Genomic DNA, 15,102 nt, shown 5'->3' with positions numbered 1-15,102 from the left:
CGCAGCACCTCCTCGATGAAGTCGAGGTCGGAGCCCGGCACCGTGGGTGCCGGGCCGGCTTTCCGTCGGACCAGGGTGCTGGTCAGTCCGTGCCGGAGTCCATCGCGGCGCGGTCCAGCCACGCGTCCTCCTCCGCGACCTCGCCGCGGGAGGCGATGATCTCGGCGCCGCCCTGCGGCAGCTCCGGCATGGTGCCGATGAGGCCGGTCGCGGCCGCCTGCGAGGCGCCGACGGTGGGGCTGCCGGTGCCGATCAGGCCGATGCCGGCGTACTGCTCCAGCTTGGCGCGCGAGTCCGCGATGTCGAGGTTGCGCATGGTGAGCTGGCCGATCCGGTCCACCGGGCCGAACGCGGAGTCCTCGGTGCGCTCCATGGACAGCTTGTCCGGGTGGTAGCTGAACGCCGGGCCGGTCGTGTCGAGGATCGAGTAGTCCTCACCGCGCCGCAGCCGCAGCGTCACCTCACCGGTGACGGCGGCGCCGACCCAGCGCTGGAGCGACTCGCGGATCATCAGCGCCTGCGGGTCCAGCCAGCGGCCCTCGTACATCAGCCGCCCGAGGCGCCGGCCCTCGCTGTGGTACTGGGCGAGGGTGTCCTCGTTGTGGATCGCGTTGACCAGGCGCTCGTACGCGGCGTGCAGCAGGGCCATGCCTGGGGCCTCGTAGATGCCGCGGCTCTTGGCCTCGATGATCCGGTTCTCGATCTGGTCCGACATGCCCAGGCCGTGCCGGCCGCCGATGGCGTTGGCCTCCATGACCAGGTCGACGGGGGAGGCGAACTCCTTGCCGTTGACCGACACCGGGCGGCCCTCGGCGAAGCCGATCGTCACGTCCTCGGTGGCGATCTCGACCTCGGGGTCCCAGAACCGCACGCCCATGATCGGCTCGACGGTCTCGACGCCGGTGTCCAGGTGCTCCAGGGTCTTGGCCTCGTGCGTGGCGCCCCAGATGTTGGCGTCCGTGGAGTACGCCTTCTCCGCGCTGTCGCGGTAGGGCAGCCCGTGCGCGACCAGCCACTCGGACATCTCCTTGCGGCCGCCGAGCTCGGTGACGAAGGCCGCGTCCAGCCAGGGCTTGTAGATGCGCAGGTGCGGGTTGGCGAGCAGACCGTAGCGGTAGAACCGCTCGATGTCGTTGCCCTTGAAGGTCGAGCCGTCGCCCCAGATCTGGACGTCGTCCTCGAGCATCGCCCGGACCAGCAGCGTGCCCGTGACGGCACGGCCGAGCGGCGTGGTGTTGAAGTACGCCCGCCCGCCCGAGCGGATGTGGAACGCGCCGCAGGTCAGCGCGGCCAGGCCCTCCTCGACCAGCGCCGCGCGGCAGTCGACCAGACGCGCGATCTCGGCACCGTAGGTCTTCGCACGGCCGGGCACCGAGGCGATGTCGGGCTCGTCGTACTGGCCGATGTCGGCGGTGTAGGTGCACGGGACGGCGCCCTTGTCGCGCATCCACGCGACCGCGACGGACGTGTCGAGACCGCCCGAGAAGGCGATGCCGACGCGCTCGCCGGCGGGCAGGGAGGTGAGGACCTTGGACATAGGAAGAGTATGTATCGCGACGCATAATCATGCAAGTCGCTGTGCATGAATCCCGTTCCGTGAGACCAGCTGTCCCGCTCGTACCTTTTGCGCCCGGCTTCGGGAAGCACCCGGCTTCGGAAAGCACCCGGCTTCAGGAAGCGTCCGGCTTCAGGAAGCGTCCGGCTCCGAGCCCCCGAGCGCCCCCAGGATCCGCTCGGCCGCCAGGGTCGGCGTCAATCCGCCCTCCCTGACCCGCTGTTCGAGAACCGGCGCGAGGGCCCGTACCGCCGGGTCGGCCTGCAGACGGCCGAGGAGCTCGTCGCGGACCATGGTCCAGGTCCAGTCCACCTGCTGGTCGCGGCGCTTCGCGGTGAGGCGGCCGGTGGAGTCCAGCAGGGTGCGGTGCTGTTCGAGGCGATCCCACACGGTGTCCAGACCGGCCGACTCCCGGGCGCTGCAGCTGAGCACGGGCGGCGTCCAGAACGCGTCCTTGCCGTGCATCAGCCGCAGTGCGCCCGCCAGTTCACGGGCCGCGGCGCGGGCGTCGCGCTCGTGCGGGCCGTCCGCCTTGTTCACGGCGATCACGTCGGCCAGCTCCAGGACGCCCTTCTTGATGCCCTGGAGCTGGTCACCCGTGCGGGCGAGGGTGAGCAGCAGGAAGGAGTCGACCATGTTCGCGACCGCGGTCTCGGACTGGCCCACACCGACCGTCTCCACCAGGATCACGTCGTAGCCGGCCGCCTCCATCACCACGATCGACTCGCGGGTCGCCTTGGCGACCCCGCCCAGCGTGCCCGCGGTGGGGGAGGGCCGGACGAAGGCCGCCGGGTCCACGGCCAGCCGCTCCATCCGCGTCTTGTCGCCCAGGATCGAACCGCCCGTACGACTGGACGACGGGTCGACGGCGAGCACCGCCACCCGGTGCCCGAGCCCCGTCAGCATCGAGCCGAACGCGTCGATGAACGTCGACTTGCCCACGCCCGGCACCCCGCTGACGCCGATCCGCCGCGCCCGCCCGCTGTGCGGCAGCAGCTCGGTCAGCAGCCGCTGGGCCAGCTCCCGGTGCTGGGGGCGGGTGGACTCGACGAGCGTGATGGCGCGGGCGACGATCGCCCGCTTCCCGTCGAGTACGCCCTTCACATACGCGTCGACATCGATCACAGGTCGTGCCCGAGGCCGTCCGACAACCGCTTCACCAGGTCGTACGCCGCGTCCGGGATCACCGTCCCGGGCGGGAAGACCGCCGCCGCGCCCATCTCCAGCAGCGTCGGCACGTCCTGCGGCGGGATCACCCCGCCCACCACGATCATGATGTCCTCGCGCCCCTCCTCGGCCAGCGCCTCGCGCAGCGCCGGGACGAGGGTGAGGTGACCGGCCGCCAGCGACGAGACGCCGACGATGTGCACGTCCGCCTCGACGGCCTGCCGGGCCACCTCGGCGGGCGTCTGGAACAGGGGGCCGACGTCCACGTCGAAGCCGAGGTCGGCGAAGGCGGTGGCGATCACCTTCTGGCCGCGGTCATGGCCGTCCTGGCCCATCTTCGCGACCAGGATGCGCGGACGGCGGCCCTCGGCCTCCTCGAAGCCGGAGACCAGAGCTCGGGTGCGGTCCACGGACGGGGACTCCCCTGCTTCGTTGCGGTACACGCCGGAGATCGTACGGATCTGGCTCGCGTGCCGGCCGTACGCCTTCTCCAGCGCGTCGGAGATCTCACCGACGGTCGCCTTGGCGCGGGCCGCGTGCACCGCCAGCTCCAGCAGGTTGGCCTCGCCGTCGGCGGCCCGGGTCAGCGCGTCCAGCGCGTCCTGGCAGGCCCGCTCGTCCCGCTCCGCCCGCAGCCGCCGCAGCTTCTCGATCTGCTGTGCCCGCACGGACGAGTTGTCGACCTTCAGGACCTCGATCTGCTCGTCGCTGTCCACCCGGTACTTGTTGACGCCGATCACCGGCTGCCGGCCCGAGTCGATCCGGGCCTGGGTACGGGCCGCGGCCTCCTCGATGCGCAGCTTGGGGATGCCCGCGTCGATGGCCTTGGCCATACCGCCCGCGGCCTCGACCTCCTCGATGTGCTGCCAGGCCCGGCGGGCGAGGTCGTACGTCAGCTTCTCCACGTACGCGCTGCCGCCCCACGGGTCGATCACCCGGGTCGTGCCGGACTCCTGCTGGAGCAGCAGCTGCGTGTTGCGGGCGATGCGCGCCGAGAAGTCGGTCGGCAGGGCGAGCGCCTCGTCGAGGGCGTTCGTGTGCAGCGACTGCGTGTGTCCCTGTGTCGCCGCCATGGCCTCGACACAGGTGCGCGTCACGTTGTTGAACACGTCCTGTGCGGTCAGCGACCAGCCCGAGGTCTGCGAATGGGTGCGCAGCGACAGCGACTTGGCGTTCTGCGGGTCGAACTGCCGCACCAGCTTCGCCCACAGCAGGCGCGCGGCGCGCAGCTTGGCGACCTCCATGAAGAAGTTCATGCCGATCGCCCAGAAGAACGACAGCCGCGGCGCGAACGCGTCCACGTCCAGGCCGGCTTCGCGGCCCGCCCGGATGTACTCCACCCCGTCCGCGAGGGTGTACGCCAGCTCCAGGTCGGCCGTCGCGCCCGCCTCCTGGATGTGGTAGCCGGAGATGGAGATGGAGTTGTAGCGCGGCATCCGCTGCGAGGTGAAGGCGAAGATGTCGGAGATGATCCGCATCGACGGCTTCGGCGGATAGATGTACGTGTTGCGGACCATGAACTCCTTCAGAATGTCGTTCTGAATGGTTCCGGCCAGCTTCTCGGGCGGTACGCCCTGCTCCTCCGCCGCCACGATGTACAGCGCCAGTACCGGCAGCACCGCGCCGTTCATCGTCATCGACACGGTCATCTTGTCCAGCGGGATGCCGTCGAACAGCTGCCGCATGTCGTAGATCGAGTCGATGGCCACGCCCGCCATGCCGACGTCACCGGTCACCCGCGGGTGGTCGCTGTCGTAGCCCCGGTGCGTGGGCAGGTCGAAGGCGACCGAGAGGCCCTTCTGCCCGGCCGCGAGGTTGCGCCGGTAGAAGGCGTTCGACTCCTCGGCCGTGGAGAAACCCGCGTACTGGCGGATCGTCCAGGGCTGGTTGACGTACATCGTCGGGTACGGGCCGCGCAGATACGGCGCCGCTCCCGGCCGCGTGTCGAGGAAGTCCAGGCCCTCCAGGTCACGACCGGTGTAGAGCGGCTTGACGGCGATGCCCTCCGGGGTCTCCCAGAGCAGGTCGTCCCCGCCGGAGGCGTTCTTGACCGCCGTACGCCACTCGTCGGCGCCGCCGTCGGGGGCCGGGGTGCCCAGCTCGATCCCGGAGAAGTCGGGGATTCCCATCAGGACACTCCCATGCGGTCGAGGGTGGCGGACAGCACGGCGACGGCGTCACAGCCCGCGAACACGTACGCGTCGACCCCGGGGTACTCCCCGGGACGGCCCGCGAGGAACACATGCCGGGCACCGGCGGCCTTCAGGTCCCGGACGGCGGCCTCGGCCTGCTCCGCGTACAGCGCGTCGCTGGAGCACAGCACGGCCTCCGCCGCGCCGCTCTCCTCGAACGTGCCCTCCGTGACGGGCTCGATGCCGCCCGCCTGGAAGAGGTTCGAGGCGAAGGTGAGGCGTGCGGTGTGGGCCGCTGCCGGACCGAGTGCGGCCAGGAAGATCCGGGGCCGGGTGCCGGTCGCGGCGAGGTGGGCGTCGGAGCGGGCGCGCAGCGCCTCGTACGCCTCGTCGCGGCGTACCCGCGGCAGCCCGCCGGACGGGGATTCGGGTGCGGGGTCGCGGACCACCGGCTTCTCCGCGAGGTGGGGGAACTCGCTGACGCCGGTGACGGGTTCGCGCCTCTTGGCCAGCCCGCCGCTGCGGGCCTGCCAGGTGTCGGCGAGGTCCTGCGCGAGGTCACCCGACCGCAGGGCGGCAGCCATGCCGCCGAGCCGCTCGATCCGCTGGAAGAACTCCCAGCCCGCGTGGGCGAGTTCGTCGGTGAGCCGCTCCACGTACCAGGAACCGCCCGCCGGGTCGATCACCCGGGACAGGTGCGACTCCTCGATGAGGATCGTGGAGGTGTTGCGCGCGATCCGCCGGGCGAACGCGTCGGGCAGGCCGAGGGCGTGGTCGAAGGGCAGCACGGTGACCGCGTCGGCCCCGCCCGCCCCGGCGGCCAGCGTGGCGATGGTCGTCCGCAGCATGTTCACCCACGGGTCCCGGCGGGTCATCATCACCGGCGACGTCACGACGTGCTGCGACTGCGCCCCGGCGCGCGGCGCACCGCACACCTCGGCCACCCGCGCCCACAGACGGCGCGCGGCCCGCAGCTTGGCGATCGTCAGGAACTGGTCGGCGGTCGCCGCGTACCGGAACTCCAGCTGCGCACAGGCCTGTTCGACACTCAGCCCCGCCTCCGCCAGCTCCCGCAGATACGCCACAGCCGTGGCCAGCGAGCAGCCCAGCTCCTGGGCGGCCGAACCACCGGCCTCGTGGTACGGCAGCGCGTCCGCGGTCAGTGCCCGCAGGCCCGGGTACTCCTCGGCGCACAGCCGCGCGAGACCGGCAGCCGGTGCGAAGTCGCCGCGCCGCCCGCTCCGGGCCTCCTCACCCAGGGGGTCCGCGCCCAGGTTGCCGCGCGCCGCGTCCCGGGCGACACCGCGCTCCTCGTACAGCCGCAGCAACGCCTGTGCGGCGGGCTCGGTGTCGGACCCGGCGTCCAGGACGACGGACGCGAGATCGAGATAGACACCGTCGAGGACCCGGCCGAGCTCCGGGACGGGAATGCCGGAGTCGCCGACGCCCAGCCACAGGGAGGTGACGCCGTTCTCCAGATCCGCCAGGACCAGGCCGCCGTCGGCCACCGTGTGCCGCTGCCGTACGTCCCAGCCGCCGAGGGTGTTCCCCTCGGCGCGGCCGCCGCGCACGAAGGGCGCGAACCCGGGCAGGCCCGGCTCGGGCGAGGAGTCGCGGGCGGTGTAGAGGGGGCGGGTGCGCAGCCCGTCCTCCAGGGCGGTGGACAGGGCTTCCTCGGCCTCGGCGCCCTCCACGTCCTTGCCCGATTTGCGCAGCACACCCGCCACAAGGCGCTGCCACTGCTCATGGGGCACATCAGGGAAGTCGCCGGCCAGCTCGAGCCCGTCGTCAGGCAGGACCGTCATGCTCGGATGCTAGGTCATGGACTCGAAGGAGCAGCAGTGGGCGCGGCTGTGACCTTGCCCTCGCCGTGACTGTGGTCTGCCTCATCCACCGGACCCCGCGCGGCGTGCGAAGTCGGTTTCCTTCGCCGTGATGATCCGGGCACCCATGTTGCGTTCCATCATCTCCAGGGCGGCGGACGCCAGATGGGGATGGATCGAGGCGACGGCGTCCTTCGGCACCGTGACGCCCAGGTGGCGGATGTGCGCGTCGAGGGCGGAGTAGAGGACGCACTGCTCGGTGACCTGGCCGGTCAGCACCACGTGTCCGACGCCCAGGCTCCACAGGAGGTAGGACAGGGGCGTCTCGAAGAAGACCGAATGGCGGGCCTTCACCACGAAGAGCGACTCGTCGTCGGGCCGTATCGGCTCGATCAGGTCGGCGTGCGGCCGGCTCAGCGCCGCGTCCAGCAACTCTCCGTGGTGCGAGCGCCACGCGCCGAAGTTGTCGTTCACGTAGATCACGGGAGCGTCCGCCTCGCGGGCTCGGCCGAGCAGCTCCGCCAGCACGGGCACGACGTGTTCGACGGACGGCACGAGGAGTTCGGCGTCCTCGTGGTCATAGGTGTTGATCATGTCGATCACGATCAGAGCCGATCGAGCCGGGTCCGCCGGTCCTTCCATGACCTCCGCCCTCCGTCGGTGCTGTCACGCATGTGGCGCGAGTTCCGGGGACGCACCGCCGAGTACCCGGGGGTGCGACGGGACTAACGACGAGGCCGGGCAGGCCAGGCCCTCACGCCCCGATCCGTCGGACCGGCCCTGGCCCGTTCCTAGCCGTCCCACGCCCACGATCGCAGCTTCTCCGGGTTGCGGACCGCCCAGATGCGGGTGACGCGTCCGTCGGAGACGTCGAACGAGGCCACGGTCATGACGGCGCCGGCCCGCTGGGCCACGAGCCCCGGCACACCGTTGACCGATCGCTCCAGCAGTTCGAGCCCCGGAGCCTTGTCGGCGATGGCGACCATGTACTGGGCGATGCGCGCGCCGCCCTCGACCGGGCGCAGGGCGGCGCCGACCAGGCCGCCGCCGTCGGCGGTCATCACGGCGGCCGGGTCGAGGAGACCGACGAGAGTCGCGATGTCCTTGGTCTCCCATGCCTCCTTGACCCGCCGCACCACGTCGGCCCGGTCGGTCGCGATCGTGGTCGCGGGTGCCGTCCCCGCCGTCTTCACTGTTGCCTCCGGAGCGCGCGCGGCGCTCACCCGCCGCCGTGCGGAGGCCGCCAGTTGTTTGGAGGCCGCCGGGGTCCGGCCGAGGACGCCGGCGATCTCGGCGAACGGATACCGGAAGACGTCGTGCAGGACGAACGCCACCCGCTCGGCGGGTGTCATCGACTCCAGGACGACGAGGAAGGCCATGGTCACCGACTCGTCCAGGACGAGCTGGTCGGCGGGGTCGGGAGGGCCGGCGGGATCGGTGCCTCCCGCGTGGTCCCACTCCGTGCGGTCGGGCACCGGCTCGGGCAGCCACGCGCCGACGTAGCGTTCACGGCGGGCCCGCGCCGAGCCGAGCAGGTCCAGGCAGATGCGGCTGGTCACCGTCGTCAGCCAGGCGCCGGGGGACCGGATCTCCTCCTGCCGACCGCGCGGCAGCCCGTACCAGCGTGCGTAGGCATCCTGTACGGCGTCTTCGGCCTCGGTCACCGAACCGAGCAACCGGTAGGCGACATTGATCAGTTGCCGTCGCTCGCCGGCCACGTCGTCCGCGCTGGTCCCGACCGTTCCCATGCTTCCGGCAGCCCCCTCGCCTTACCTTTCGCAGGCCCGTGTCGTCGGGCTGGTGAGACCTTATCGATCTGCTGCCCGAGGGCGGAAAAGGGGACTGTGACATGGCCACTCAGGTGACGGCGACGGCGAACCCGAGGCGCGGCTCCTCGTTCCTGCGGATCGCGATCGCCCTGCAGACCCTCACCATCTTCCTCCAGGCGGTCTCCGCCGGGCTGCTGCTGACCTCCTCCTACGGGGAGACGCTGCACAGTGCCGGAGCCCGCGTGATGTACGGGGCCTCGATGCTGTACCTGCTCACGGCGGTGCTGGCGTGGAAGCCGGGCGGCGGCTCGCCCCGGCCCGTCCGGCACGCGTCGGGGTTCCTCGTACTCGCCTCGGTCCAGGTCGTGCTCGGCATCGCGCACGTCCCGTCGGTCCATCTCCCCCTGGGGGTCCTGATGTTCGGCCTGAGCGTGCTGGCGCTGGCCCGGCGCGGCCCTCTTCAGTGACCACTCATTGCAACGCAACGTTGCGTTCAAATCTCGTCCATTGCATCAATTTACCGCGCCTCACCTGTAGGTCTGCCTTTTTGTGGATTGCTCAGGCCGTGAATGCAACGTAGCTTTCCTCCTGCGTAAAAAACCGTGGTCGCGAGATGAGGAATGGTCATGAGTGAGTCCCTCCACACCGTCACGACGATGCCGACGACGCGCCGGGCCGGCTGCCCCTTCGACCCGCCGGCAGAGCTGCTCGAGGCCCGCGAGCACGGCCCCCTCAGCCGCTACACCCACCCCGGCGGAAGACCCGGCTGGCTGATCACCGGGTACGAACTGGTCCGGTCGGTCCTGGCCGACCCCCGGTTCAGCTCGCGCAAGGAGCTCCTGAACGTGGGCGACTTCGAGGTTCCTCCGGCGCCGCCCGGCGAGTTCCTCCTGATGGACGACCCGCAGCACCGCCGCTACCGCAAGCCGCTGGCAGGCAAGTTCACGGTACGGCGGATGCGCCTGCTCACCGAGCGCATCGAGCAGATCACCGCCGACTGCCTGGACGCCATGGAGAAGACGGGGCCACCGGCCGACCTGGTGACCGCGTTCGCCAAGCCCATCCCCACCATCGTCATCTGTGAGCTGCTGGGCGTGCCCTACGAGGACCGGGGCTCCTTCCAGGAACAGATCGACACGTTCATGGGAGGGGAGACCAGCGACGAGGAGCTGATCGCGGCCTACACCGCCACCCAGGAGTACCTCGCGGAGCTGGTGGCCGCCAAACGCGCGCACCCCACCGACGACGTGCTCAGCGAGCTCACCGACAGCGATCTGAACGACGAGGAACTGAAGGGGATCAGCCTCATTCTGCTGGCCGCCGGTTTCGACACCACCGCGAACATGCTGTCCCTCGGCACCTTCGCGCTGCTGCAGAACCCGGCCCAACTGGCCGCGCTGCGCGCCGACCCCGCGCTCACCGAGCAGGCCGTCGAGGAGCTGCTGCGCTACCTGAGCGTCGCCAAGACGTTCATGAGGACGGCGCTCGAGGACGTCGAGCTGGACGGCCGGACCATCGAGGCCGGCACGACGGTCGTGCTGTCGTACCACACCGCCAACCGCGACCCCGAGCGCTTCACCGACCCTCATGTGCTCGACCTGCGCAGGCAGGACGCGAACGGGCACCTCGCCTTCAGCCACGGCATCCACCAGTGCCTGGGCCAGCAACTGGCCCGCGTCGAGATGCGGGTCGCCTTCCGCGCGCTGATCGACCGGTTCCCCACGCTGCGGCTGGCCGTACCCGCTGAGGAGGTCGGTCTGCGCCCGGAGACCGCGGACATCTACGGCGTGAAGAGCCTTCCGGTCACCTGGGACGCCATGTCATAGGGAATCGACGCAGTCCTCTCCGCCAGCGAGGGCACGGGCGGCGTACGTGATGCGGATGACGCCGTCGGCATGCCGTTCGGTGCGTGCGCGGACGCCGAAGACCTCCCCGAGTATCCGCGGGGTCAGTACGTCCAGGACCGGTCCTGCGGCCGCCACGGTTCCCCCGTGCAGGACGACCAGGTGGTCGCAGAGCCGGGCGGCCAGGTCGAGGTCGTGCAGGACCGCCAGCGTGGTGATGCCGGTGGCGCGGACGAGGTCCAGCAGTTCGAAACGGGCGCGGATGTCGAGGTGGTTGGTGAGTTCGTCCAGCACCAGGAGCCGGGGGGCCTGGGCCAGTGCGCGGGCCAGCAGGACGCGTTGGCGTTCCCCGCCGGACAGGGAGGCGTAGTCCCGGTCCGCGAACGGTCGCAGGCCGCAGCGGTCGACCGCGTCGGCCACGACCCGGTGGTCCTCGGCTCCGTCGCGCCCCAGCAGGCCGTGATGGGGGGCGCGGCCGAGGGCGACGATCTCGGTGACCGTCAGTCCGGTGGTGTTGCCGCCGCCGTCCTGGAGGACGGCGGCGGTGCGCCGGGCCGCGGTGCGAGGGGGCAGGGCCCACACGTCGTCCCCGCCCACCCTGACCACACCGTCCGCCGGTCGCAGTGAGCGGTAGACGGTGCGCAGCAGGGTGGACTTGCCGCTGCCGTTGGGGCCGACGAGACCGACGATGTCGCCCTTGCGGGCATCGAGGCTCACCTCGCGGAGGATCGGGTGGTGGTCGAGCGTGACGTGGAGCCGGTCGACGGTGAGTTTCATGGTGCTAGTCCAGACCCTTGTTGCGGCGCAGCAGCCACAGGAAGAAGGGAGCTCCGAGCAGAGCGGTGAGGATGCCCAGGGGCATTTCGTTGGGGCGGTCGAGGGTGCGGGAGAGCAGGTCGACGAGGACCAGGTAGACGGCTCCCAGCAGGGCCGTGAGGGGGAGCAGCCGCCGGTGGTCGGCGCCGGTGGTCAGGCGCACCAGGTGCGGGATCATGAGGCCGACGAAGCCGATGCTGCCGGCGACGGCGATGACGGTTCCCGTCAGCAGCGCGGTGAGCACCAGGAGTACGGCACGCAGCCGCCCCACGTCGACGCCGAGCGCGGTGGCGGACTCGTCGCCGGCCAGCAGCGCGTTGAGCCGTCGGCCGAAGAGCGTGAGGAGCGTGGTGCTGACGAGCACCACCACGGCGACCGTGGGGAGCTGGTCCCACCGGGCGCCGGCGACACTGCCCAGCATCCAGAACATGACCGTCCGCAACTCGTTCGGGGTCGCCTGGAGTTGCACGTAACTGGTGGCCGAGAGAAAGACGTAGCCGACGGCGACGCCGGCCAGCACCAGCCGGGTCGGGGCGAGGCGCCCCCGCCGCCGGCCGAGGGCGAAGACCAGTGCCCCGGCGGCGACCGCGCCGAGGAAGGCGGCCGCCGGCACCCCGAGCCCGGCGAGGGCGGCGCCACCGCCGAGGGTGATGACGAGGACCGCGCCGAGCGTGGCACCGTAGGAGAAGCCCAGCACGACGGGGTCGGCCAGCGGGTTGGACACGACGGTCTGCAGTACGGCGCCGGACACGGCCAGGCCCGCGCCGACCGATGCGGCCAGCACGACCCGCGGGGTACGGAAGTTCCAGACGATCTGGTCCAGCGCGGGGTCTGAGGGCCCCGCGCCCGCGCCCGTGACATGGTGGAGGACGATCCCCCACACGTCGCCCAGCGGGACGTTGACCGCGCCGACGCTGATCGCCACGATCATGGTGACGATCAGCACGACGGTCAGGAGTGTGAGCGCCAGCGGAGTCCTGAGCCGGGTCAGAACGCCTCGGGGTGCAGCATCCTGGCGATCTCCTCCACCGCCCGGTCGTTGCTGGGGCCCAGGTACATCGAGTCGGACAGCGTCACGTACGTGTTGTTCCTGGCGGCCGGCCACTGGGGGAACTCCTTGAACAGCTTCTTGGCGTACGCCGCCGGGTCGGGGTCGTTGTAGCCGATGACGACGAGGGCGTCGACGTCGGTGGCGGCCACCTTCTCCTTGCTCAGGTCGGCGAAGGTGGACTTGGAGGCGTTCTCGAAGGCGTTGGAGCCGCCGGCCTCGGCGAGGATGTCGTTGACGATGCCCTTGCTGAAGACCGAGCTGAAGTCGTTGCCGCCCATCGCCATGTTGGAGAAGAGCACCATGACCTTCGGCCTCTTCTTCCCCTGGACCTTTGCGGAGACCGCGGCGATGTTCTCCTCGGAGGCGGCGATCAGCTTCTCCGCCCTGTCGCCGACGTGGAAGATCTTTCCCATGTCACGCAGCAACCGGTAGCTGTCGGCGACGGTCATCTCGGCGGGGTCGTCGTCGCAACCCTGTGGGGAGACGTAGCTGTTGGCTCCCACCTGCTGCAGCTGCTCGCGGGTGGCGAAGCCGTTCTTCTCGTCGAAACCGTACGAGGTGACGGACAGGACGAGGTCGGGGCGCAGACCGAGCATGGCCTCGCGGGGGATGTCGTAGGCGTCGTTGAGCTCGATGCCGCCGGTGGGCAGGGCCTTGATGGCGGCGGCCCGGCCGGCGACCTCGGACATGCCGTAGGTCTGCTGGTTGGCGACGATCCTGTCCTGGAGGCCCAGGGCGAGGAGGGTGGAGACCTCGGCGACCGAGGCGCCGTTCATGACGACGACCCGGCTGGGCGCCTTCTCGAAGGTCTGTTTCTGACCACAGTTGTCGAGAGTCACCGGGTAGCCGGGCTTCGAGGCGGCCGCATCGCTCGTCTTCGCGCTCGTCCTGTCGTCGCCGGAGGAACCGCCGCAGGCCGCTGTGAGCAGACAGAGGGCCGCGGCCAGAGCGGTGGCGACGGGCCGGGTCAGCGGCATCCGGGCTCCCCGACCTGCGACGGCGATCAAGAGCTCCGCCAGACGACGCCGCGCTGCTCGTACTCCATGACGGACTCGACGCCGGCGGCGACGGATGCACCGCACTCGCGAGTGACCATCCAGAGCGCCAGGTCGATCCCGCTGGTGACACCGCCCGCGGTCACCAGGTTCCCGTCGTCCACGACGCGTGCGTCGATCACCCTGCCTCCCTGGGCGGCCAGTTCGGCCTTGGCCAGGTGGTGTGTCGTGCACGGACGGCCCTTGGTCAGGCCTGCCGCGGACAGCACCATGACGCCCGTGCAGACACCGGCGACGACGACGCCCGCCTCCTGCGCCCGTACGAGGTTCTTCAGGACCTCCGGATCGTGGATCAGCCGGTCGCCGCCGCCCGGCACGATCAGAAGATCGGTGTCGGTGGGCTCCCATGCGGTGGGCACCCTGACCTGGGTGCCGAAGAAGCAGGTCACCTCGCCGGGGGCCGACGGTCGCACCAGTGTCGTCTCCACCTGGCCGCCCGCCTGCACCGCGTGCCCGAGAACGTCACGCGGCCCGATGGCGTCCTGCTCCTCCACTCCGTCGTACATGAGGATCTGAACCCGTAAAGGCATCGGTTTTGTCTCCTTGGCTGGTGAAGCGCTCATCGCTCTTCGGGAGCGGAGCTGACTCGCCCTAGGAGTCGGTCGCGCCGGCCAGTTGGTTCCCGCGGCGTGCGGGCAGAGTCGCGGCCAGAACCTGTCCGCAAGCCCCGCTAGCGTGCCTCACATGACGAACACCAAGCGGAGTGTCACCGGCACTGCGCCCCACCTCGGCACCCGTGCCCTGGGCCGTGCCACCCTCGACCGGCAACTGCTCCTGCGCCCCGCCCCGGTCTCCACCGCCGCGGCCGTCGAGCACCTGGTCGGCCTCCAGGCGCAGAACGTCAGGCCTCCGTACCTCGCGCTCGCCGCCCGCCTCGACGGTTTCGTCCCCGAGGCGCTGTCCCGGCTGATGGCCGATCGCGAGGTGGTCCGGATCGTCACGATGCGCTCCACCATCCACACCCACACCGCGCACGACTGCCTCACCCTGCGGCCGCTGATGCAGCCCGCCATGGAGCGGGAACTGGCGAACTTCCGCAAGGGACTCGCCGGTGTCGACCTGGACCGGCTCGCCGTCCTGGCCCGCGAGCTCGTCGAGGCCGAGCCCCGCACCATGAAACAGTTGCGTGAGGCCCTGCTGCGGGAGTGGCCCGACGCCGATCCGCAGGCCCTGGCCGTCGCCGCCCGGTGCCGCCTCCCGCTCGTGCAGGTGACCCCGCGCGGACTGTGGGGCAGGAGCGGGCAGGTCAGTCTGACCACCGCCGGGCACTGGCTCGGCCGTCCCGCCGAACCGGCCGCCGCGATCGACGCGGTCGTCGTGCGCTACCTCGCCGCGTTCGGCCCGGCCTCCGTGCGGGACATGCAGACCTGGGCCGGGCTGACCCGCCTGGGCGACGCCTTCGAGCGCCTCCGCCCGCGACTGGTCACCTTCCGCGACGACAGGGGCGCCGAACTCTTCGACCTGCCCGACGCCCCCCGCCCCGCCCCGGACACCCCGGCCCCGCCGCGTTTCCTGCCCGAGTTCGACAACCTCCTGCTCTCCCACGCCGATCGCACCCGCGTCGTCCCGCCCGAACACCGGGGCCGCTCCTGGCAGGGGAACATCGCGTACTGCACGCTCCTCGTCGACGGCCTCCTCGCCGGACTGTGGCGACTGGAGGACGACGCGCTGGTGATCGAGCCCTTCGACCGGCTGAGCAGGACCCAGCGGGACGAGGTCACCGCCGAGGGGGAGCGGATGCTGCGCGTGCTGTACCCGGGGACCGCGTACGACATCCGCTTCGGCGTCGTACGGAAATGACCCGATCGCGACGGAACATGGAGAGGGGGCGTTGCGGGCCGCTCGTGGAGGCCGCCGTCGCCCATGTGGCGGCTCATTGGACCGACATGC

The 15,102-nt window shown here is 70.9% G+C and carries 13 protein-coding genes; 3 read left to right on the top strand and 10 right to left on the bottom strand.

Going from position 1 to position 15,102, the window contains the following annotated elements:
- Positions 1-82: 82 nt before the first annotated feature.
- The 6 genes from argG to sigJ form a co-directional block, all read right to left on the bottom strand.
- Positions 83-1,537: an argininosuccinate synthase gene (gene argG / locus ABZ016_RS42330; RefSeq protein ID WP_356922128.1), complete on the bottom strand. Its 1,455-nt coding sequence runs from the start codon at positions 1,535-1,537 to the stop codon at positions 83-85.
- A 150-nt stretch (positions 1,538-1,687) separates the two neighbouring features.
- The gene (gene meaB / locus ABZ016_RS42325; RefSeq protein WP_356922127.1) at positions 1,688-2,680 is read right to left on the bottom strand and encodes a methylmalonyl Co-A mutase-associated GTPase MeaB; all 993 of its coding nucleotides are present in this window, start codon (positions 2,678-2,680) and stop codon (positions 1,688-1,690) included.
- Positions 2,677-4,851, bottom strand: coding sequence for a methylmalonyl-CoA mutase (scpA, locus tag ABZ016_RS42320; RefSeq protein WP_356922126.1), 2,175 nt, complete (start codon positions 4,849-4,851; stop codon positions 2,677-2,679). The genes meaB and scpA overlap by 4 nt, the downstream gene beginning before the upstream one ends.
- Positions 4,851-6,659: a methylmalonyl-CoA mutase family protein gene (locus ABZ016_RS42315; protein ID WP_356922125.1), complete on the bottom strand. Its 1,809-nt coding sequence runs from the start codon at positions 6,657-6,659 to the stop codon at positions 4,851-4,853. The genes scpA and ABZ016_RS42315 overlap by 1 nt, the downstream gene beginning before the upstream one ends.
- A gap of 81 nt (positions 6,660-6,740) precedes the next feature.
- Entirely contained in the window at positions 6,741-7,319 is a 579-nt protein-coding gene (locus ABZ016_RS42310; protein WP_356922124.1) for an isochorismatase family cysteine hydrolase, read from the bottom strand.
- 149 nt (positions 7,320-7,468) lie between these two features.
- Entirely contained in the window at positions 7,469-8,425 is a 957-nt protein-coding gene (gene sigJ / locus ABZ016_RS42305) for an RNA polymerase sigma factor SigJ (protein ID WP_356922123.1), read from the bottom strand.
- A 101-nt stretch (positions 8,426-8,526) separates the two neighbouring features.
- Between sigJ and ABZ016_RS42300 the strand changes: the two genes are divergently transcribed.
- Both ABZ016_RS42300 and ABZ016_RS42295 read left to right on the top strand, forming a co-directional pair.
- The gene (locus tag ABZ016_RS42300; RefSeq protein WP_356922122.1) at positions 8,527-8,913 is read left to right on the top strand and encodes a hypothetical protein; all 387 of its coding nucleotides are present in this window, start codon (positions 8,527-8,529) and stop codon (positions 8,911-8,913) included.
- Between the two features lie 159 nt (positions 8,914-9,072).
- The gene (locus ABZ016_RS42295; protein ID WP_356922121.1) at positions 9,073-10,272 is read left to right on the top strand and encodes a cytochrome P450; all 1,200 of its coding nucleotides are present in this window, start codon (positions 9,073-9,075) and stop codon (positions 10,270-10,272) included.
- Here ABZ016_RS42295 and ABZ016_RS42290 read toward each other — a convergent pair.
- From ABZ016_RS42290 to ABZ016_RS42275, 4 genes are read right to left on the bottom strand one after another with little or no spacing between them, the layout of a single operon-like run.
- The gene (locus tag ABZ016_RS42290) at positions 10,267-11,067 is read right to left on the bottom strand and encodes an ABC transporter ATP-binding protein (RefSeq protein WP_356922120.1); all 801 of its coding nucleotides are present in this window, start codon (positions 11,065-11,067) and stop codon (positions 10,267-10,269) included. The genes ABZ016_RS42295 and ABZ016_RS42290 overlap by 6 nt on opposite strands.
- A 4-nt stretch (positions 11,068-11,071) precedes the next feature.
- Positions 11,072-12,037: an iron ABC transporter permease gene (locus ABZ016_RS42285; RefSeq protein WP_356922129.1), complete on the bottom strand. Its 966-nt coding sequence runs from the start codon at positions 12,035-12,037 to the stop codon at positions 11,072-11,074.
- A gap of 56 nt (positions 12,038-12,093) precedes the next feature.
- Positions 12,094-13,134 carry an ABC transporter substrate-binding protein gene (locus ABZ016_RS42280; protein WP_356922119.1) on the bottom strand — a complete coding sequence of 347 codons (1,041 nt, stop codon included), beginning with the start codon at positions 13,132-13,134 and terminating at the stop codon, positions 12,094-12,096.
- Between the two features lie 26 nt (positions 13,135-13,160).
- The gene (locus tag ABZ016_RS42275) at positions 13,161-13,742 is read right to left on the bottom strand and encodes a DJ-1/PfpI family protein (protein ID WP_356922118.1); all 582 of its coding nucleotides are present in this window, start codon (positions 13,740-13,742) and stop codon (positions 13,161-13,163) included.
- A 154-nt stretch (positions 13,743-13,896) separates the two neighbouring features.
- On the opposite strand from ABZ016_RS42275, the gene ABZ016_RS42270 reads away from it, so the two are divergent.
- The gene (locus ABZ016_RS42270) at positions 13,897-15,012 is read left to right on the top strand and encodes a winged helix DNA-binding domain-containing protein (RefSeq protein WP_356922117.1); all 1,116 of its coding nucleotides are present in this window, start codon (positions 13,897-13,899) and stop codon (positions 15,010-15,012) included.
- Positions 15,013-15,102: the final 90 nt, after the last annotated feature.

Origin of the sequence: Streptomyces sp. NPDC006372, from assembly GCF_040612515.1 — a bacterium.
Taxonomy (GTDB): domain Bacteria; phylum Actinomycetota; class Actinomycetes; order Streptomycetales; family Streptomycetaceae; genus Streptomyces.
This window is presented reverse-complemented; position numbering and strand designations above follow the sequence as displayed.